At 37.7% G+C, this 22,351-nt stretch carries 14 protein-coding genes; 1 reads left to right on the forward strand and 13 read right to left on the reverse strand.

Translation table 11 applies throughout. From position 1 onward, the window contains the following. Positions 1-128: 128 nt before the first annotated feature. From B176_RS0102235 to B176_RS0102280, 10 genes are all read right to left on the reverse strand, one after another. Positions 129-1,304, reverse strand: coding sequence for a glycoside hydrolase family 27 protein (locus B176_RS0102235; protein WP_017257144.1), 1,176 nt, complete (start codon positions 1,302-1,304; stop codon positions 129-131). A 92-nt stretch (positions 1,305-1,396) separates the two neighbouring features. Further along, positions 1,397-2,941 carry a sulfatase gene (locus B176_RS0102240; RefSeq protein WP_017257145.1) on the reverse strand — a complete coding sequence of 515 codons (1,545 nt, stop codon included), beginning with the start codon at positions 2,939-2,941 and terminating at the stop codon, positions 1,397-1,399. Further along, on the reverse strand, positions 2,938-4,374 hold the full coding sequence (locus B176_RS0102245) for an alpha-L-fucosidase (protein ID WP_017257146.1): 1,437 nt from the start codon (positions 4,372-4,374) through the stop codon (positions 2,938-2,940). Before B176_RS0102245 ends, B176_RS0102240 begins: the two co-directional genes overlap by 4 nt. A gap of 167 nt (positions 4,375-4,541) precedes the next feature. Then, positions 4,542-6,566, reverse strand: a complete 2,025-nt coding sequence (locus B176_RS0102250; protein ID WP_154647864.1) for a glycoside hydrolase family 2 protein — start codon at positions 6,564-6,566, stop codon at positions 4,542-4,544. Positions 6,567-6,609: 43 nt separating this feature from the next. Further along, positions 6,610-8,268, reverse strand: coding sequence for a beta-N-acetylhexosaminidase (locus tag B176_RS0102255; RefSeq protein WP_154647865.1), 1,659 nt, complete (start codon positions 8,266-8,268; stop codon positions 6,610-6,612). 27 nt (positions 8,269-8,295) lie between these two features. Next, a complete protein-coding gene (locus tag B176_RS0102260; RefSeq protein ID WP_051129989.1) occupies positions 8,296-9,702 on the reverse strand; it encodes an arylsulfatase in 1,407 nt (468 codons plus the stop codon). After that, the gene (locus B176_RS0102265; RefSeq protein ID WP_017257150.1) at positions 9,699-11,246 is read right to left on the reverse strand and encodes a sulfatase family protein; all 1,548 of its coding nucleotides are present in this window, start codon (positions 11,244-11,246) and stop codon (positions 9,699-9,701) included. The genes B176_RS0102260 and B176_RS0102265 overlap by 4 nt, the downstream gene beginning before the upstream one ends. A 195-nt stretch (positions 11,247-11,441) precedes the next feature. Further along, entirely contained in the window at positions 11,442-13,061 is a 1,620-nt protein-coding gene (locus B176_RS0102270; protein ID WP_017257151.1) for a beta-N-acetylhexosaminidase, read from the reverse strand. Positions 13,062-13,079: 18 nt separating this feature from the next. Next, entirely contained in the window at positions 13,080-13,466 is a 387-nt protein-coding gene (locus B176_RS0102275; RefSeq protein WP_017257152.1) for a hypothetical protein, read from the reverse strand. Between the two features lie 118 nt (positions 13,467-13,584). Further along, positions 13,585-15,117: a sulfatase gene (locus B176_RS0102280; protein WP_017257153.1), complete on the reverse strand. Its 1,533-nt coding sequence runs from the start codon at positions 15,115-15,117 to the stop codon at positions 13,585-13,587. 459 nt (positions 15,118-15,576) lie between these two features. Here B176_RS0102280 and B176_RS0102285 point away from each other — a divergent pair, with 459 nt between their 5' ends. Next, the gene (locus B176_RS0102285) at positions 15,577-19,611 is read left to right on the forward strand and encodes a hybrid sensor histidine kinase/response regulator transcription factor (RefSeq protein ID WP_154647866.1); all 4,035 of its coding nucleotides are present in this window, start codon (positions 15,577-15,579) and stop codon (positions 19,609-19,611) included. An 82-nt stretch (positions 19,612-19,693) separates the two neighbouring features. Here B176_RS0102285 and B176_RS18835 read toward each other — a convergent pair whose 3' ends face one another. The 3 genes from B176_RS18835 to B176_RS0102300 all read right to left on the reverse strand — a co-directional run bounded on the left by B176_RS18835 (position 19,694) and on the right by B176_RS0102300 (position 22,179). Continuing rightward, on the reverse strand, positions 19,694-20,176 hold the full coding sequence (locus B176_RS18835) for a CAP domain-containing protein (RefSeq protein ID WP_017257155.1): 483 nt from the start codon (positions 20,174-20,176) through the stop codon (positions 19,694-19,696). A 62-nt stretch (positions 20,177-20,238) separates the two neighbouring features. Then, positions 20,239-21,063, reverse strand: a complete 825-nt coding sequence (locus B176_RS0102295) for a LamG domain-containing protein (RefSeq protein WP_017257156.1) — start codon at positions 21,061-21,063, stop codon at positions 20,239-20,241. Between the two features lie 135 nt (positions 21,064-21,198). Continuing rightward, complete coding sequence (locus B176_RS0102300; RefSeq protein ID WP_026063108.1) at positions 21,199-22,179, reverse strand: glycoside hydrolase family 43 protein; 981 nt, start codon at positions 22,177-22,179, stop codon at positions 21,199-21,201. Positions 22,180-22,351: the final 172 nt, after the last annotated feature.

Raw genomic sequence — 22,351 nt, forward strand, 5'->3', positions numbered from 1 at the left:
AGAGGGTGTAGAACAAACTGTATCTAAAGCTATTCGTTTTAGCTCCTGACACAGTTTGTTTTACCTAATTCTTTACAAAGCCAGAACATCTTTAAAAATAAGAATTATTGGCAAGCTTTAAATCTGCGTTATTTAACCTTCATCACCACAACTCCATGTTTAGGGATATCAAAAGAACGACTTTGTTTTAACTTCCCTAATTCTTTATGTAGCCATAAATCTCTTAAACGAACTCTTCCCTTTTTACCAATAAGTTCTGGTGTAAGTACAAATTTTTCGGTTCTGTTTCCACGATTAAGAATTGCTATTGCATTTTCTTTTCCATCAATACCTAACTTTTTAAGCCAGATCTCTATTTCGCCTTTATGGTAAATTCTCTGCGCTTGATGAAAGCCCTTATCTTGGTTTAAAGCAATCAACTCTTTGTTTGTTAGTATCTCTAGGGTCTCTTTAGACATTTTTGTTAAATCGTTGCCGGCAAGTAAAGGAGAGTTGAGTATACACCACATAGAAAAGTGCGATTTATCCTCATCGTACGTCATTCCACGGCCCACTTGCAACATATCCATATCATTATAATGCCCTGCAGAAGCATATTTGTATAATTCTCTGTTAAGGTCAATAATGGTTAAAATAGAGGAAAACGTTGAACTGATATCTCCAGATATACGCCACGAATCTGCTTTATTAATTACCCATGTTCCGGGGAACTTCCATCTACAAACGTTGACCAAGTAGTTGTTATCTAAAGATTTAATATGATTAATGATTTTTGTGTATTCAGTTTCCTCATCAAGTTTCATCTTCTCTCCGCCACACCAATCAACCTTTAGAAAATCATAGCCCCACTCTTTAAAATATAGCTTACAATCCTCCTCAATATGGCCGTATATCCCTACGTTGATGCCGTTTTTATCATGATCGTAGATTGAACCACAAGTGTTTTTCCCTGCATCGGTATATATGCCTGCTTTTAAGTTTTTGTTATGGATATAGTCCGCTAAATATTTCATTCCGGAAGGGAATTTAGTGGAGTCAGCAAATATTTTTCCTGTTGAATCACGTCCGCCAAAAAAGCCGTCGTCAATATTAACAAAGCGATAACCTGCTTTGTACATCCCAGAACTAATCATAGCGTCTGCCTGGCGTTTGATAATGTCTTCATTGATATGGATGCGATAGTTATTCCAGCTGCTCCAGCCCATAATGGGAGCTTTCGCTGTTTGAGCCTGGAGCTGTAAAACAGGCAACAGCCCGCTTAACAGAATTAAAGCAAATGTTCTTATAAGCCTGATTTTAGTCATGATTTTTGCATGGATTTTGAGATAATATTTAGGTGTAAAATTTTTGTAAAAGCAGACGGTTTTATAAATAACAAAAAGCAAGTTATATTTAATCAGCGAAAGCGTATTTCATCGGGCCATGGAACTTGCTTTCCATCTGCTTTGAATGTTGGCATCTGTGCTTGCCGATTTTTTAATTTTCGGGTTAGTAAACGGGCTAAGGCTTTTGTTTTATTGGGAAACTGTTTTGATGTATTGTGTTCTTCTTTAATATCTTTATTTAGGTTGTACAATTCTAATGTTCCATATTTTTCAAAGTAGATCAACTTCCAGTCTCCTTGCCTAATGGCAACCATAAACGAATTATCTCGACTGCTGTTTCCTCCTCCCCAATTATTTGGGAAGTTCCAAATCAAAGGCCGTTTTTTATCCATACGTTTTGGGTTGGTTATAAAAGGAACAATGCTTTTACCATCTAATTTTTGTACCGTGGTATAATTTTTTACTCCTGCCATTTGTAAAATGGTAGGATAAAAATCTTCGATAATAACGTTCTGTTTGGATGTAGTGCCGGGCTTACTAAAGCCATTCCAAAACACCATCATCGGTTCGCGGATACCGCCTTCATACAATGAGCCTTTTCCGCCTCGCAATGGATAGTTTTGAGTGTTAGGTTTTCCTACTCGGGGCGAATGCGAAAAACCTCCGTTATCCGACATAAAAATAATGATGGTGTTTTTTGCCAGGTCCTTTTGTTCTAGGTAGTCCATCAATTTGCCCAAACTATGGTCCATCCCTTCTATCAAAGCGCAATAAGAGGCTTCTGACGGGGAGTAGCCTTTATCCAGATACGGCTTAACAAATCTGCTATCAGCATCAAAGGGTAAATGGACCGCATAATGGGACATATACAGAAAAAATGGTTTTTTCTGAATTTGGGCGGTATCCATCGCCAGCATTGCTTCGGTGGTCAAGTCTTCTGTAAGGAAAGTAGAAGTGCCCCAATATTTTTTAAGATTGGGTAGATCTGCCTTTACATTATAATGATTTGGGCGGTAACCAAAACTATCCTTAGCAAAATAAGAAGCAGGATTACCTGCTGCGCCACCGCCGATGTTTTTCTGGAATCCTAAGTTGAGTGGATTTGCTCCTGTGGTTTGCGTAGCTCCAAAGTGGGCTTTTCCGCAATGAATGGTATAATAGCCGTTGTCTGTTAGCAGTTGGGGCAAAGCAGTTGCATACACACTTTTTGATTGCCCGGCAAATGGTGATAATCCGTTTACGTTCCAATTTGGTGTTTGCAATAGCTCATCTTTTGGGTCTACCTGTATGTCTTTCTCAGATACCCAGTTGGTAACTCTGTGAGCGGCGGAATTTATGCCTGACATTAAACTTACCCTTGAAGGTGTGCATATCGAATTTGCATAAGCGTTGGTAAATTTTACCGATTGCCTAGCCAACCTCTCCATATTGGGCGTATGAAACTTTTTATTTGCATTTGTGGTGCTGTCCCAAAATGGAACCGATGTGTCTTGCCAACCCATATCATCTACCAAAAAGAAAATGACGTTAGGCTTTTGTTTCTGGGCAAACAAAGTAACAGGAAAGTAGCACAATGTTAAAAAACAGAAGCAACTCACTTTTATGATTTCTTTCATTTTTTGATATAATAGGCAGAAAATAATTTAAAATCGGGTTCGTTAAAGCTTTCATCAACTACAACACGAATTTTATTGCTCTCTAAAGGTTTTTCAAATAGATGAATGTATTTATGACCGATAGAAGTTCCGGCATGCACTGTTTTCCATTGTTTATTTTCGTTTATTTCGATATGGAACTTTTTTACCGAGTGTCCTTTTTTAATGTTTTCTTGTAATACAATTTGGTTCAAGAGCTGCTTCTTTTTGAGCTTAAGCTCAAGAACAGGTACTTTGCCCGAGGTTGACGCGATCGGACTTTCAAAACGCTTTTTTATTTCGTCGCCAAACTCTTTCAATCGAACCACATCTGAATTGGGCATTAAACCTCTATTATCTGGTGTTAAACCCAAAATTAGTGTCGAATTTCTGCCTACAGATTTATAATACATATCTATCAGGTTTTTTAACGGGAAAATATGCTGCTCATCATTAGGTTCCCAAAACCATTCGTGACGTCCATTATAGCCTCGAAGAGGAGAATCTGCCATGGTAGGGACCCAATATTTACCCATCATGTCACCATGTTTAAGTAATGCGAAATTATCCTTTGCAATCATTGGAGGGGCAGATTCGCCAGAACCTGTAAAATTAAAAGGAAATGTAGACCAGTTTGGATACCCAACTGTACCGCTTTCTGAACCCGCCCAACGCATTTCTGCCAATTGATCATTATGGTAAAACAGCGCATTAGGTTGATATTTCTGAACTATAGGCAATACATCTGGCGTACCATTCTTCGGGTTGCCTGCTCCGCCATCAAACCAGAGCATAAATAAAGGACCATAATTTGTACAGATCTCTGTCAACATCCCTTCCACCATTTTATTATAATACTTTTGTCGTCTCTTCTGCATTTCTCCAGTACCATCAACCACAAAATCATGTACACCAAAAAACGAATTCCATCGTATCCCCAAATAAATCCCTGGTTTTAAACCATGCTTTCGGCAGGCATCAACAAAATCCCGTACCAAATCTCCTTTACCTTCTTCCCATTTTAATGCCTTTAAACTATAAGGGTTGAAATCAGACTGAAATAAAGCAAAGCCTGTTTCGTGGGTAGCCGTTAAAATCGCAAACTTTACACCTGCTTGTTTTGCAGTTATCACCCATTGTTCAACATCAAGTTGGGTAGGGTTAAAAATATTATAATCTACTACAGGAGTTAGACGATTAACACCCTGACTATATTTAGTGGTATCAAAAACATGCAGATCATAGTGAAATACTACACCCAGCTCTGCCTGTTGATAGTCGAGCTGTTTCTGGTTAGGTAAAGCAACCTCCCTATCCTGCGCCTGTAAATTAAGTGCACTTAAGAGTAAATAAACCCAAAGTAGTAACTTCATTTTATCATTTTGCACCGCTTGTTTTATTAGAATAACCTTCATTTACCTCTTTAAGATGCGTACTTGGTTTTAATAAATCTTAGTTTTATGTACTGTGTAATTGGGATTGTTTTTGGATGTCCAGTTACAACATTCTCTATACCTTAACAAATAGAATGGTTATCCCGAAAATAATCAGGATAACCATTATGTGTACTTTCTTTTTAATCTTACTCGTAAAAATCTTTTTGTGTAGCGATGTAACCCGTTGGTTTTACTACCGTGATGATCCCTTTTCCGTCGAACAGATCATCTACCGGAAAAAATAATTGCTCGCCAGGTTTAATGGTTGGCAGATCATAAGCTTTATAATTTTTAAAGTTATCTTCTTTATCAGAGATGTATAGTTTATAGCCAGAAACGCTGTGTTGGGGTAATCCTAAACTGCCAAACATCATTACACTCATTTTGCCTTTGGCACCTTCCAGTCTTTGAACTTCGATAGGAGAGGATAGTTCTCTAAGTATTTTTGCAGACGGTTTTGCAACACCGTACATATCAAAAACACCGTGAACTCTTCTTCTAAATTTATCCTTGTCAAAAGTACCGGGATAGTGCGTACGGTAATCGGTTAAATCAAAATAAATAGCACCTTCTACATAGGATTTACTTTCGTAAACCGCCATGTGGTAGATCATATCACGTACGCGTCTTTCATCGCCACCTTTAAAATTTGGCCCGCATAAACCAAACTCAGATATAAATAAAGGTTTATTTGGGTAAGAGGTATGGATACTGTCTAAATAATTAGAAAGCTTAGCTTCGGGAATCCCCCACCAACTGGCAGAATATTCGTTCATCATCAGATAATCACCTAAACTACCTGCATCTGGTACAAAGTTAGGGTTGTTGTTGAATCCGTCTTTTAAAGTATTACTCACATAAGAAACCATTCTCTTTGGGTCTAGATCGCGAGCTTTTTGCAACAGACCTTCAATCATCTGTTTCATGTTTTTATCTCTGCCTCTTAACTCGTTACCAACGCCCCAAGCATAAATAGATGGGTGGTTGTAACGTTGCTGAACCATTTTTGTGAGTTGACTGGTAGCAATGGTTTTTATGGTATCGTTTGATGGTGTTTCCCAGCCCCAAAGCGGAACCTCGGCCTGCAAAATAATCCCTTTTCTATCGCAGAAATCGTAAAATAAATCATCTTGCTGAAAGTGAATCCTACTGAAAATAGCATTCACTTCTTTCATCAATCGGCCGTGTTTCAAAATTTCATCGTCTGGTTCGGCAAAACCAAAATTTGGGTTTGAACCAGCAGTCCACTCAATGCCCATCAGCTTTACATGTTCGCCGTTTAAATAGGTTTTACCATCCTTAAAACGGAAATCTCTGAAGCCAACACTGGTAGAGATATGATCAACAGCTTTGTTGTTTTTTAAAACCTGTACATCAATACGGTATAAATTTGGGTGGTCAAAATGCCAAGGGTTAACTTTTGTCAAGTCGTAATCAATCACGGCAACACCATTGTTTACCGTAGCCTTGCTGATTTTACTTAAAACCACTTTGTTGGTCGCTTGGTTGTCCTCGGTAATGGTGACTTTGAATTTTAAATCCGTTTTAGCTAAATCGTCAAAGCCTAATTTGATTTTTACTTTGGCAGAACTGTCTTTTAGTTCTAAAATTGGGTCAACATTTACGTAGCTAGCTGCCGGTTTCCCGGATACAATTAGCTTTACTTTTCTAATTAATCCACCATCATTTGGCCAATCAAAAGAATTACCGAAAGGAACTTTGTTACGGCCGTAGTCGTTGTTTACCGCTACGGTTAATACGTTTTTTTGACCGTATTTTAGTTTCCCGTTAAGGTTTACATAAATTTTATCGAAACCGTCGCCAATGTTTTCCTGAATTTTTTCTCCGTTAAGGTAGATGTAGGCGGTATGGTTAATCGCACCAAACTCAATCACTACATTTTTGTTTTTCCAATCTTCAGGAGCAGAGATTTCATTCTGGTACCAGCCCCAGCCGTAGAAATTCTGGTTCTCTTTTTCTACGTTCCAAGTATGTGGAGCGGTTACGGTTTTGGTATTTTTTAGGCTGGTTTTAAACCATTGTTGGTTTAAGCCTTCGGCTTTTTTATCAGTGGTAAATTTCCAGCTTTTGTTAAGTGCAATGGTGTCTCTTTGTGCAAAGGCTAAAAAGCTAAAGCAAACAAGGCAAAGCATCAATGTAATTCGTCTCATCTTAAATTAATTAGGGATTTTCTGTAAATATGAAATTGGTGTTTTAATATTTTTTTTTGTAAAGTCCTTGATAAAAGCTGATTCCACGCTCGGCCCATGAATTAAAATGCCATTGGTTCAAACGTTTTACAAAATCATCGTAATTTTTTTCTGATACTGGGGTCCATAAAGCTTCTGCAATAGCGGGCAATCTTGGCAATAGCATATATTCCAGATATTCAGGAGTGGCAATGTTTTCTGTCCAGATGGCAAACTGACCACCTTTGATGAATTTATGTTGCTCAGCTGTTAATGCTTTTGAGTATGGATCGTATCCGTAAACTTTATCTAAACTATTTACCGAAAACCCTGCTGCAAAAGGTTCTGTTTTTGGATCTGCTTGATAGCGGTTAAAATATAAAGGATTGCTTGGCGACATCACTACGTCGTGACCTTGTTTTGCCGCTTCAATTCCGCCTTTTTCGCCTCTCCAGCTCATTACTGTTGCAGACGGAGCTAATCCACCTTCTAAAATCTCATCCCAACCTAAAAGTTTTTTATGGTTTGCTATTAAAAAGTTTTCCATCCTTTTGATGAAATAGGATTGCAGATCAGGGGTGTCTTTTAAGTGCTCGGCTTTCATCCTGGCCTGGCATTTCGGGCATTCTTCCCAACGGAATTTCTCTACTTCATCGCCACCCACATGAATGTATTCTGAAGGAAAAATCTGCATTACTTCTTTCATTACATCCTGTAAAAACAGGAAAGTGCTGTCGTTTCCTGCACAATATTCGAAGTTTATGCCACGGTGCCCCTTAAAACCACCAACCACGCTAGAGTTTGGAACTGCTTGCGGAATTCCAGTACAAGAAAACTGTGGATAAGCCGCTAATGCTGCGCCAGAATGTCCTGGCATTTCAATTTCTGGAATTACCGTAATGTTTCTCGCTTTTGCATAAGCAACCACATCTTTAGCTTGCTCTTGGGTGTAATAACCACCATATTTGTAGGTATCGTTAAAGTTTAGCGTAGAATCTTTTGAATACCAACGACTGCCGTAAACCTCATCTCGCCAAGCGCCAACGCTGGTCAATTTTGGATATTTTTTAATTTCTAATCGCCAGCCTTCGTTATCTACCAAATGCCAGTGGAAAACGTTCATTTTATAACTCGCCAATAAATCAATGGTTTCTTTAATAGTTTCTACCGAGAAAAAATGACGGCTTACATCCAGCATCATTCCACGCCAGCTAAAACGCGGATAATCTGTAACTTCCATAAACGGAACTTTTAAAGCTTCATTGGTTCTGATAGCCGGCAAACATTGCATTAAAGATTGAACGCCGTAAAAAAGTCCTTCTTTGGCATTTGCTTCTAAAAGAATCAAGTCTTTAGAAACGTTTAAGCGATAGCCTTCTCTACCTAAAGCAGCGATATCAACCAGTTTAAATTCGATTTTTTGAGCAGATTTTTGGTTGCTAGCCAAACTCATTCCTGATATTTTTTGGATATGATTGCTGAAGTAATCTGCCAAAGTTTTTAGCGACTCGTTTTTTTTAGGATAGCTAAACGATGTTTGCTTATTGATGATAAATGAACCATTGCCAAGCGCAATGTTTGCTGGTTTTGGGATAATGTTTGTTTGTGCTTTCGCGATGCCGAGCTGCAATAAAAGTATCGCCGTAAGGGCTAGTAAAAAGTAGGATTTCGTTTTAAATAACATTTGGAGTTCTTTATTGAATTTATTATTCTATTGCGCTGTGATAAAAGGAAAGTTTGAATTTTCTGTGTGCTGTTCAATCATGATTTTAGTCATGCGTTCTACTATCTTAGGATATTTTTTAGCTACATCATTTTGCTCTGCTGCGTCTTTTTCAAGGTTGAATAATTTAATAGGGTTTTCGGGATGTTGGATTACATTGAGCTTTACGGCTTTCCATTTCCCCGAACGGACTGCCTGCCTTCCACCATCCTCATGAAATTCCCAGTATAAGAATGGATGTTGCGCTTGCTTACCATTATTTGTTAAAAGTGGTAGCAACGATAAACCATCTGTGTCAGACGGGGTAGGAGCACTGATTACATCGGCAAAGGTTGGCATGAAATCCCAAAATGCACCCATAAAACCTGTTGATGTGTTCGCTTGAATTTTATTTGGCCAGCTCACGATCAAGGGCACCCTAATCCCCCCTTCGTATAAATCTCTTTTTTGACCTTTAAATCCAGCGCTGCTGTTAAATTTAGCAGGATCATTTCCACCTTCAGAATGTGGACCATTGTCGCTGGTGAAAATAATGATGGTATTTTCGGCAAGATTTAAGGCTTTAACCTTGGCTACCACTTCGCCTACGTAAGAGTCTAGTTTGCTAACCATTGTGGCGTAAGCTGCTTTTGGATAAGCCTGTGGCTGATAGTTTTCACCGTTCCAGCTGTTTTTGATAGCTACCGGAGCTTCTTTAAACTTGTTTTTGTAATAAGTAAAAGTAGTATCACCAGCAGGGATTTGTAAAGCTGCGTGAGGCAGCGTATAAGGTAAATACAAGAAAAACGGAGCTTCCTTGTTTCTTTCTAAAAATTCGATTGATTTCTGTTGGATTAATTCTGGTGCATAAACTTCTAAATTTTGAAGCGTATTTGGCAGTTTAATCTCGGTTTGGTTATCCCATAAGTGATCGGGGAAATAGTTATGTGATTGGCGCTGACAATTGTATCCAAAAAAACTATCAAAACCTTGGTTGTTTGGTTCTCCTTCTGAACCTGGAAAACCTAAGCCCCATTTGCCAAATCCGCCGGTAACGTAGCCTTCATTTTTAAAAAGTTCTGCAAGGGTAAATTCCTTGTCTTTTATAGGTAATTGGCCCTCTGGCTTTATTTCGAAATTCCCTTGAACGCTGGTGTGCCCGGTATGTTTTCCGGTCATTAAAGATGCCCGCGAAGGTGCACAAACAGAAGTACCTGCATAAAACTGGGTAAAACTGATTCCATTTTTTGCTAAGGCATCAATATTTGGGGTTTCTATCAATTTTTGACCGTAGCAGCCTATATCGCCATAACCCAAATCATCAGCTACAATTAAAATTACGTTGGGTTTTGTTTGGCTAAAGCCCACACAGAATGTGAACACCATAAATAGGATTAAAAAGAGCTTTTTCATCATTTATTTTGGTCTAATATTTTTCTTGCGTCTGTATCTTTATACTGTTCAATGAGTTGATCTAATCTGGTTTTAAGTTTTGGTATCAGCGCTTGATAAGTTTTATCGTCATAAACATTGTGCAGTTCGCGAGGGTCTTTCTCTAAATCGTATAATTCCCAACCTTCTACTCTTTTGTAAAAACGAATGAGTTTATATTTTTTGGTACGTATACCGAAATGTGGAGAAACAGCATGTTCGCCATTTTCGTAATAATGGTAAAAAATAGCGTCTCTGCCTTTTTTTGCTTTCCCATTTATTAACGGAAGAAAAGATTCTCCCTGCATAGCTTTTGGAATTGCTAGACCTGCAATATCCAACATGGTAGGAGCGATATCTAAGTTTAAAACCATGTTCTCATTTATCGATTTAGGTTTTACTACGCCAGGATAACGCATCACCATTGGCGTACGGAAAGACTCTTCGTACATCCAACGTTTATCAAACCAACCATGTTCGCCCATGTAAAACCCCTGATCAGATAGGTAAATAACTACTGTATTTTTATTTAGGTTATGTTTGTCTAAGTAGTTTAGGGTTCTGCCAATGTTTCTGTCTAACGAGGCTACTGTACTGGCATAATCACGCATATAGCGTTCGTATTTCCATTCTGCCAATGCTTTTCCGCTTAAGTTTCTGGCTTTTAAATCGGCTTCGATAGGTTGATAATGTGCATCGAATTTTGCTCTTTGGGCAGGATTCATTCTGTTAATCATAGATTCGCCTTTAGGGCTATAAGAAAGCATTTTTAAATCATAGCCCATGATAAGATCTCTGCCAACTTCCATTTCTTGAAGGCCTGCTGCTTTACGTGATTGGTAATCATCATAAAAAGTAGGGGGCAAAGGAAACTTTACGTTATCATATAAAGCAAAATCAGCAGTGTCTGGAATCCAAGTGCGGTGGGTTGCTTTGTGCCCAATTACTAAACAAAAAGGCTTACTTTGGTCGCGTTGGTCTAACCAATCTTCGGCTTTATCTTCGATGATATTGGTTACGTAGCCTTCCGTTTTCTCTTTGGTTCCGTCCATTTTAATAAACTCCGGATTGTAATAATCTCCCTGTTCTGGTAAAATGGTATAATAGGTAAAACCTTCGGTTCTGTTGCCCAAATGCTGTTTTCCAATCCATGCGGTTTGGTAACCGTCGGCCTTTAGGTGTTTTACAAACATATCCTGACTGTGGTCAAAATGAGAGGTTTCGTTATCTTTAAAGCCATTGATATGGCTGTACTTTCCTGTTAAAATTACGGCTCTGCTCGGTCCGCAAATAGAATTGGTAACATATGCCTTTTTAAATGTTACGCCTTCGTTGGCAATTCTATCAATATTAGGGGTTTTTACCAGTTTACTTCCGTAAGCACCAATGGTTTGGTAAGAATGATCATCGGAAATGATGATGACAATATTGGGTTGTTTTTTTTGTGAATAGCCGTTTTTTATTCCTAGCGATAATAAAAAAGCGATACCAATAAGTTTAAAGTTAATGCAGTTGTCAAACATTTTCATGTTTTAAAATTTAAAGGTTCAAGAAGTAATTGGACTGCGGTTTTAATGACAGTATACAAAGGACGATTAATTAAATGAAAAGTAGTACTCGCGAATTAAATAATCAATATAAATTTTGTCAATGTTCATGTAAATGTAGAGAACCTATTTTTAATAGAGGCTGTTTTTGAAAACAGCCTCCTTAAATTCTATTTATTAATCAATTGAATGTTTCGCATAATTTAGGTCCATATTATCAAATCGCTTAACAAGTACCTGTAATCGAGTTCTAAAATTATCCCAGTTTCTGGTTTCTTTTGGAGACCATAATACTTCAGCCAAAGCGCTCATCCTAGGTAAAACCATGTACTCCACATAATCAGTAGTTTTCATGTACTCCGTCCAAACGTTTCCTTGTGCTCCTAATATAAATTTGCTTTCTTCTTTAGTTAAAGCAGTGGGAGTAGGTTCATAAGAATATACTTTTTCAACCGAGGTAAAACCGCCTATAGCCAATGGTTCCTTATCCACATTTTTTGATTGATAATGGTCAAAATAGCAAAACTCGCCGGGGGTCATTATAACATCGTGATGTTGCTTTGCTGCTTCTATACCTCCTTGAATACCTCTCCAGCTCATTACCGTGGCGTTAGGAGCTAAACCGCCTTCTAAAATTTCATCCCAACCAATAATGTCTTTTCCTTTGCTGTTCAAAAATTTCTCTATTCTATGTATAAAATAGCTTTGCAAACCATGTTCATCTTTTAATCCTTCTTTTTGAATAATGGACTGTGCTAACTCGCTTTTTTTCCATTCTGTTTTGGGTGCTTCGTCGCCACCGATATGGATGTATTTACCAGGGAATAATGCAATTACCTCAGTTAATACATCTTCTAAAAATTTAAAGGTTTCTTCTTTAGGTGAATAAATTTGATCAAATACACCCCACTTGGTTCCTACTTCATAAGGCCCGGTGCCACTACCAAGTTCTGGGTAAGCAGCTAAAGCGGCTAGCGAGTGCCCTGGTAACTCTATTTCCGGAATAATAGTTACGTGTTTAGTAGCCGCATAAGCCACAACATCTTTAATCTGTTCTTGCGTGTAAAACCCTTCCACCGGAATGCCATCACCTACGTAGGGATCGAAATTCTTTTCTAACATAGTTTCTTTACGCTTAGAACCAATCTCTGTTAATCGAGGATATTTTTTAATCTCAATTCTCCATCCTTGATCTTCTGTTAAATGCCAGTGGAAAGTATTCATTCGGTGCATGGCAATTAAATCGATGTATTTTTTAATAAAGTCAACTGGAAAAAAATGTCTTCCAACATCTAGGTGCATCCCGCGATAAGCATACCTTGGGCTATCTACAATTTCTACTGCAGGTATTAAAACGGTTTTAAGACTGGTGTTTGCTTCTTTAGACGCAACGGGCAGTAATTGTGCTAAGGTTTGCAGGCCGTAAAACACACCCGTTGAGGTTTTACCTTTGATGGTGATTTTTTTAGAATCTACACTAAGTTCATAACCTTCTGTTGCTTTTACAGATGGATCAAGCAAAAGCTCAATTGTGCTTTTTTTTGATTTTGCGTTTACAGGGAAATCAACAGTAGGGAGATAATTTTGTAACACACTTTTTAGAAAAGTGCCTTCGTTTTGCAAATCATCGCTAAAAATAAGACTCGTCTTTTCTGATACTACAAACATCCCATTTTTGGGAGTGAGTTGGGCGGGCATAGGGATAATAGCATAAACCGGCTTATCGGCAGCAACCGCTTCCGCCTTTTTGCCAATCAAAAGAATAGCTACGCATAGAATTAATAATAGATTTTTCATCTCTTTCTCTGTTTTTATTTAGTTACTGTTTTTTATAATCCTCAAAAAGCTTTTCGGTAGAAACCCATACCCTTCTAATTCCCAATTGGCCGGAACTTTTATATTTCCCCAGCTACTTACATCGAAATTGTTTTTGTAAAAATCAGTTGGACGTTCAGCTGGAGCTGGCACCCATTTAAACTTCCATAGTCCGTCTAGCGAAATGAAATTCTCAGGCGAAAGTCCTGCTTGTTTTGCCATCTTTTCAGAAGAATAGGACATAAAGCCAGCGTGAGTATTCTCCTTATTTTCTGAAATTACATTTGGGTTTTCGATGTAATGATAAATATCTTGTTTAAGCGCTTGAGAAAATCCCAGTTGGGAACTTAAAGCATAAAATAATGTAAAAAGAATAAGGTTTTTCATGAATTTTAAAAAAATAGCTGTATTTAAATTAGATGGCTTGACGATTAATCTAAGTCCGTCTTTTTAAATTTTGGAGCGCTTTATGGCGCTTTATTGTCTTATATGTTGTTAAAAAAGTCTAATGTTCAATGGTTATCTCATCTGGCCATGGAACCTGTTTTCCGCTAGCTTTAAAAGTTGGCATTTGTGCTTTTTGCGCCTTTAATTGTTTGGTTAATAAGCGGGCTAAGGCCTTTGTTTTCTTTGGTAGTTGTTTGGATAAGTCATGTTCTTCTTTGATGTCGTTTTTTAGATTGTATAATTCCAGCTGAGCATATTTTTCGAAGTAAATCAGCTTCCAGTCTCCCTGCCTTATGGCGGTCATAAACGAGTTATCCTTAGCCCCATTCCCTCCGCCCCAATTATTAGGGAAATTCCAGATTAAAGATCGCTTATTGCTGATTTTTTGCGGATTCTTAATAAACGGAACCATACTTTTGCCATCTAGTTTTTGCTGGATTACATAGTTTTTAATACCTGCCATTTCTAAAAGAGTAGGATAAAAATCTTCCATAATCACTGGCTGGCTAGCAACGCTTCCAGCTTTGCTCACGCCATTCCAAAAAACCATCATTGGCTCGCGGATACCTCCTTCGTATAAAGAGCCCTTTCCGCCACGCAAGGGATAATTTTGGGTGTTTGAGCGTCCTTCTCTCGGGGGATGAGAATAACCTCCATTATCAGACATAAACACAATAATGGTGTTTTTGTCTAGCTTGTTCTGCTGTAGATAATCCATCAGATCGCCTAAACTTTGGTCCATACCTTCTACCAAAGCACAATAGGCCGCTTCGGGTGCGGTGTAACCTTTATCCAAGTATTTTTTAATAAATTTTTGATCAGCGTTGTAAGGCAAGTGGACAGCATAATGCGCCATATAAAGAAAAAATGGTTGTTTCTTCATTTGTGCGGTATCCATTGCCAATATGGCTTCTTTGGTTAAATCTTCTGTAAGAAAGGTCGAAGTTCCCCAATACTTTTTAAGATGAGGGAGGTCTGCTTTTACATTATAATGGTTTGGGTTATGGCCAAAATCATCTTCAGCTAAATAGGAAGCTGGATTTCCGGCAGCACCTCCGCCAATGTTTTTTACAAAACCTAATTTTAGTGGGTCAGCGCCGATGGATTGGTATGCACCGAAATGCGCTTTTCCGCATTGAACGGTATAATAGCCGTTATCTTTTAATACCTGTGCAAGAGGCGTTGCGTAAACACTTTTTGATTGACCTGAAATCGGCGACAAGCCATTAACGTTCCAGTCGGGTATTTGTAATACATCGTCCTTTGGGTCAACCATCCTATCTTTCATAGATACCCAATTGGTTACATTGTGTGTTGCCGAATTTAAGCCCGACATTAAACTTACCCTTGAAGGTGTACATATGGAGGTGGCATATGCATTGGTAAACTTTACCGATTGTTGGGCTAATCTTTCCATGTTCGGAGTATGGAATTTTAGGTTTGCGGTGGTTATGCTATCCCAAAAGGGAACGGAGGTATCTTGCCAGCCCATATCATCTACTAAAAAGAAAATAATATTAGGTTTTTGTTGTGCGGATAATCTCAGCGTTAGTAATAATGTAAAAATTAGTAAAAAAATACTTTTTATCATTTCTTTGATTATTAGGAGTCTTTTAAAGGTTGTTGTGTTACGCTGATGGGTACAACTAGCTAAAAAAGAGCTGTTTTGTTTAATATATTCTAATCGATTTAAATTTTAATTACCTCAGTAAACAGAGCAGTTGGAAGTTGTTGCAAATTAATGAGCTACATACGCATCAATGGTGGTGGTTCTCGTAAAAAAAGGGGGTATAATCCGTAAGATGCATTTTTTAATCTTTATATCTGAAAGGCAAAGTCAAACTCAAATTTTTCGTCTTTTTTGGATTCGAAGTTTTTCAGCAAATATTTAGTGCTCCTTAAATGACAAGGATAAGATGCTTAAAATCTAAATCGTAAAAAACTATTTGCCTCAGATTCTAAGGTTCATCAATTTTTTGGAAATTATTATATATGTATTTGATTTAGCAATCGATATTTATAACTTCGGGCAAGTTATTTTAAACCAATATTGACCCGCTTCCTAACTTTACAAGTAATCCTGCTATTGTTTGGTGTCTGTTCATATGCCAGTATTCAGCATTTGGATACCAGCAACGGACTATCAAACAACGAGGTAACCAGTATATATCAAGATCATAAAGGTTTTGTATGGATAGGAACCTACGATGGGCTTAACCGATTTGATGGGTACAAATTCATTACTTTCCGGCACAGTTTATCCAACTCAAACTCTCTGATCAATAATACAGTACTCTGCATCGAACAAGATAGCAGCCGTAATTTATGGATAGGGACAGAAGGAGGCGTGAGCAGGTATGATATACTGAATGCAAAATTCGATCAGCTGAGATTTTTTGATCAAAAGAGCCGTAAGGTAGAGGGTGTCAAAGGAAGGGTGAATATGATTAAAGAGAGCTCTCCGGGAACTATAGTAATTGCTTCTGAAACAGCTGGTCTTTTAATCTATAAATCAAACTCCAACTTTGCTAAAAACATTCCCATTTGGATAAATAATAAAGCGGTATATAACTATAACGCGGGGGCAGTTACTGTTGGCCCCGATAAAAAGATTTGGGTGCTGGTAAATGGTTTAGGACTTTATACTTATGAGGAAAAATCAAAAAGGTTGGTGCGTAGAGAAGGCGCCTTAAAAGCTGGTAACTTTATATTAGCAGACGATTTCAAAAATATATGGATTGGAACCGACAAGGGATTATATAAATATGCCAGTACCGGAGAATTATCCATTTCAAAGAAGAATATAAAAATAACACATCTTAGTATAGATCAAGAAAAGAAGTTGTGGATATCTTCAGATGGCGAAGGCGTACTTATACTGGACATTCCAAAAAATAATTTTTATAACTATAAACCGAAAAATCAGAACCGCTTTTTAGAAAATCCGGTAGTTTATACCACTTTTGAAGATAAAGAAGATAGAAAATGGATAGCAAGTTTAAGAAGCGGGATCGTACTGATTGATGAAAATAAATTGTTTTTTCAAACCTACTCTCATGTACTGGATAACAAAACTAATTTAAATGCTGATTTTGTTTTGGCTATATGTAAGGATAGTGAGGGAAGTTTGTGGGTGGGAACAGATGGGAACGGGATAAAAAAATGGGATGAAGAAATGAAAAGCTTTATCAGCTATCAACACCAACCCGACAATAGCCAGTCCATCAGTAACAACAAAGTAACGGACATTATCGAAGATAAGAAAGGCGATATTTGGATCAACACCTGGTCTGGCGGTGTAAATAGGCACATTAAGAAGCAGAATGGGTTTAAAAACTATAAGCTATACAATACAAAAACTAAATCTTTTGACAGATTTGGATGGCGAGTATTTGAGGACACAAACGGTACGATATGGGCAAGTTGTTTTAACGGCGGATTGTATTGCTATAACCCTTCTACCGATAACTTTGACTTATTTGACGATGGGTTAAAAAGCGTATTGTGCTTCGCTGAAGATAAAAACGGTGATTTGTGGGTAGGAAACCGGACATCTGTAATTAAAGTTGATAGAATAAAAAAGAAACATATCTCATTTTTCATAGGTTATCAAATAAGGGCGATTCACCAAGATGCAAAAAGTCAAATCTGGGTAGGTACAGAAGGAGGGGGGCTACTTAAATTTAATCCGCAAACCAAAACTTATCAACGATTTACCGTAGAAAATGGACTTTCTAATAATTCTATACTTAATATCCTTGAGGACAAAAATGGCTTTTTGTGGATGAGTACCTATAATGGAATCAGTAGTTTCAACATCAGTACGCAAAAAATTAACACCTACACTAAATCTGATGGATTACAGAATAATCAGTTTAATTACAACGCGGCCTTTGCAATTTCTGATCATGAATTTGTATTTGGTGGAATTAAAGGGTTTAATGTTTTCAATCCTTTAGATGCAGACCGGAGTCATTTTAATATTAAACCTTTCAACATAAGCCTTGATGGTATTAGAATCAACAACGTAGATATCAAAGAAAACGCCCGTTATGTCACTAAAGTTAATTCTGATCGAATTACTGTTTTGACTATTCCTTATTCGCAGGCGAATGTTTCTTTTGACTTTGTGATGCCAGAATTCTCTTCAGCGGATAAGATTCAGTACGCGTTTTTGTTAGGCGGATTGGAGAAGAATTGGAATTACAGCCAAAATATAAGAGCTGCGAATTATGGTAGACTCCCGATAGGTAACTATAAGCTATATGCAAAGTCGACAGATAGAATGGGAAATTGGCTGTCGCCAATACACCTGCTTGATATTAGGGTTTTAGCACCTTGGTATCTGACCTGGTGGGCTTATGCAGTATATGTAGGTCTGGTAGTTGGCGTATTTGTGTTATATTATAGGTACAAGGCAGAAAAGCGTGAAACAGAATATAGAATTTTAGAATCTATACGAGAAAAGGAACGCGAAAAAGAACTGAATGAAAAGAGACTTGCTTTTTTTACAAATATCTCGCATGAGTTTAGAACACCGTTAACGCTTATTTTAAATCCTTTACAAGAGCTAATAGTGCAAAACAATCCGACGGCAGAACTGGATATCGCTTACAGAAGTACAAAAAGATTGATGAACTTAGTTGATCAGCTACTACTTTTTAGAAAGGTAGAGAATGAGTTTGGGGAGCCGAGTTATTCAAAAGTGGATTTCGTTTCCTTTTGTAAAGAAATTTATTCTTATTTCACACAACAAGCCGAAAGTAAACATATTGAATACAGCTTTTTATGTGCCTATGAGAAGCTAGACTTGCAAATAGATCGCGGAAAAACAGAGATAGCCTTGTTTAATATATTAGGAAATGCGATGAAATTCACGGGTGATGGCGGAAAAATTAGTGTAGAAATAAGTACAAATGAGCAACAAGTGTTCGTAGAGATTAAAGATAATGGAATAGGAATAGCCAAAGAAGTGGGCGAGAAGCTGTTTGATAATTTTTATCAGATAAAACCTGATAAAAAAGTAAAATCTAGAGGATTTGGGATTGGCCTTTATCTAGCTAAAAAAATCATTGAGCAACAAAATGGTACAATATCCTATAAAAGCGAATTAGGCAAAGGAACCGTTTTTTATATCAGCCTTCCGCTAGTTAATGAATTGTCGATATCCACGATGGATAACTTGGAAAATACTTTTAGTTTGACCAGTCTTGGAGAAATAATAAATCCGGAAACATTAGATCCTGCGATAAGAGAAGAAGATAAGAAGACACGTCCCAACGTAGCCATTTCTGAAAAGAAATCTCTTCTCATCATTGATGACAACACCGAGATCAGACAGTACATCAAAGATATTTTTAGCCAGAACAACATCATTTACGAAGCAGATAACGGCTTAACTGGATTAGAAATGGCTCAGAAACTGTTACCAGATTTGATTATTTCTGATTTAGCAATGCCAGGATTAACCGGGGTTGAACTCTGTCAAAAAGTAAAGAATGATATCAATATCAGCCATATTCCTATTGTATTGCTGACAGGGAACAATACAAAAGAGGCAAAACTTGACGGGATCGAGAGCGGTGCTGTAGATTATATCGTAAAGCCTTTTGATAAAGCTCTATTGGTCGCTAAAATCACAAGCTTATTAGATAATAATAATAGGCTTCAACAGTACTTTTTGGAAGCGATTACCTTACAAAACAGTAGTTCAAAAGTGCCTTCAGAATTCAAGTACTTTTTGGATAGGTGCATCACTATTATTGAGTCAAACATAGATAATAATGATTTTAACGTCCAAAAATTAGCCACGGAAATGGGGATGAGCCATTCGAATCTTTATAAAAAGGTTAAAGCAATTTCAGGCTTAACGGTTAACGCGTTTATCAGGTCCATCAGACTGCGTAGAGCAGCTGTTTTGATGCTGAAAAGCAATTATAACATCAACCAAGCTTCATTTGAGGTAGGTATCGCCGATGTTAAATATTTCCGTCTGCATTTCTTTAAACTCTTTGGGCTGAAGCCTTCAGAATACATCAGAAAATACAGGAATAATTTTAATCAGGATAGCACTATTGTTCGATAATTTGCTTGTCTCAGGGATTTACAATTCCTAATTATCTATGACATTTATTAGTTTTAAAACTGTTAAATGTAACGAAAGAGCGTTAATTACCAAATTCTGCTACGTAATAACCTTGGTCTTCGGCCGCACCTATTTCTTTAGCATCAGGGTTCATCATCGATTTACAGTGACTTACGCTCTGTTGCCAAGCATTTACTGCTTTTTCAGCGTTAAAATATCCCTGCGCTAAAATCTCTCCAATGAAAACTCCATCATAACCGGCATCATAAACTCTGTCACTTGGTGTTTTTCCTGAAAGCGACACATGATCAAAATATTTTGATATGAACATGTCTGTAGCATGTTTTTTAGCAGCAGTTTCCAGTTGTGTGTTAATTAAAAGGGGCGAAACGGCTGGCATAAATTCATCTCCACATTTACACCCCGAAACTCTCAATATGTTTATTTGTTGCATCACTAATTTCGATCGCTTTTCGCCAGCTGGTAGCTCCTCTTTTTTACAACCTGTAACGGTGGTATAAAAAAGGATAAATAAAATTTTAATCAGGTTTTTACTATTCAACATATAATTTTGAAACGTATAAAAAAGGGGGTTTAGTTACAACCCCCTTAAATTTAAATATTTAATTACCAATTTCGCTCACGTCCAATGGAAATGTTTTTTCCGCTAAACGTAGTGTTGCCAGAAGGACCCGGAGATCCGCTAGCTCCTTCCATCTGCATATTGATAATAAGCCACATCGGCTTATTTACAGCATTGCTCATGACATGACCGGCAACCCACACATTATCGATATAATAGTGACACTCTACATCTGTTGCATTTATCTTGTGATACCAGGCTTTATAATTGTGATAATTTCCAGCGTTTGAAACAGCAGTTAACTTTTCTTCCCAGGAGCCATCATAAGTGTTTTGCCAAACAATTGATTTTCCTTTGAACTCCATAATGTCACTTTCTGGAGGCCATGAGCTCACACCCGTAATCCAAAATGCTGGCCATGTACCTTTTACTGTTGGAACCTTGAAATCTCCTTGAACAGTGTAAGCAGAAAACTGGTCGTTGATTGTTATTTGTTGTTTTGCATGGCAGGCTCCCGAGTAATACCAGATGGGTACATTGGTAAAGCCATTAGCCGTACTGTTTCCCGGAGAGGAAGAAAGGCGGGTTGCTTTAATAGTTAGCACACCTCCCGAAAGAGAAAGCTGACTATGGTTAGATGAACTGCCAACCATCCTTGCGGTCCCATTATGATCCGTTCCCCATGGATAATTATAGTTCCATTTTGAGTCAAAAGCAGTGTAATTGGCAAAGGAGCTTCCGTCTAAAATGATTTCCCATGCTTTTACACCTTCTTTTACAGTGTTTTCCGCTTTCTCTTTTTTACAAGATAAAACGGCGAGGCAGATAAATCCGCCGGTGATGATTGATTTTAAATTCTGATTTTTCATTTTACTTAATTATTGGTTTTATTTTTATGTAAATAAATACTCCATATTAATAGGAAAATGACCGATTTGGTGGGCAGAAATCACATACTATCAAGCTTTCTTAACCGGATCTGATTTGTTAAAAGGGCATTTATTTTATTTAGTATTACTAATAATCGGCACACCGTTGGCATTTAGATGTAATGGTAACCAGAGATATTTCGAGCTTTTTAAATCCAGCTTATTCCACATGTCAGCAATGAAAAAGAATTTTCCGGGCTTCCCAATTACTGGCAACACGAATGTACTTTGAGCGTAGAATGTTTTATCTGCATCTTTTCCTACACAGGGATTCGTTTGTGTTGTCCAGTTGCCTAAAATGCTATCCGCGGTTGCGTAGCTTGCTTCGTTGGGTGACCAGCCAGTGCATCCCGAGCTAACCAAATAGTATTTAGAATTGTACTTAAAAACTGCGGGTGCTTCGCGTTTATCACCTATTAGTATTCTTATGTCTGTTTTGGTGTGGCTTAAATAATCATCGGTTAATAAACTGATGTGCATCGTTGCGTTTTCTTCTGAAGAGTAGAAATGGTAAGCTTTTCCATCGTCATCTACAAACAAAGTCATATCTCTAGCCATATTGCCGTTTGGTCTAACACTTCCTTTGTAAATAAAGGGCCCCACAGGCGAATCGCTTATTGCAACACCAGATCGGGCGTAAGAATAATCTTCAGAGTCAATGTGCATCCACATTACAAATTTCTTAGTCTTTTTATTATAGATAACTTTTGGGCGCTCAATCACTTTTGAGGTATGTAGGTCATGCTTTTTATCTACCTTGTTGGAAGGAAGTACGACACCTTCAAATTTCCAATTCTTAAGGTCTTTAGACGAGTAACAGGAAACCCCACCTGCCTTCACTCTGTAGTTTTCCCAGTCAGAGTCCGGGACTTTATAGGTGGGGCCGGATTTTAGTTCTCCATACCAATAGTAAGTTCCTCCATAATACAAGATACCTCCGCCATGAGCATTTATAGCGTTGCCATCCGTGTCGGTCATCATTTTAACTTTAGTAGATTGGCTAAGAGCAACAAATGTGTTTAGCATTAAACAGAAAGAAATAATTAGTGTTCGCATATTTTTTAAAAAAGGTTAAGGGTAAGGTTAGCTTGATACAAGGTTAAGGCTAAAGTGTTGGACAGAAAGTGGTGGAAATCGTTTTGTTTAGGGGCAAATTCGGAAAAGAAGCAACAACAAGCCGAAATCGTTTCCACGCTCTTGCATATATTTTTATTTTATGTAAATTCAG

Origin of the sequence: Pedobacter arcticus A12, assembly GCF_000302595.1 — a bacterium.
Taxonomy (GTDB): Bacteria; Bacteroidota; Bacteroidia; order Sphingobacteriales; family Sphingobacteriaceae; genus Pseudopedobacter; species Pseudopedobacter arcticus.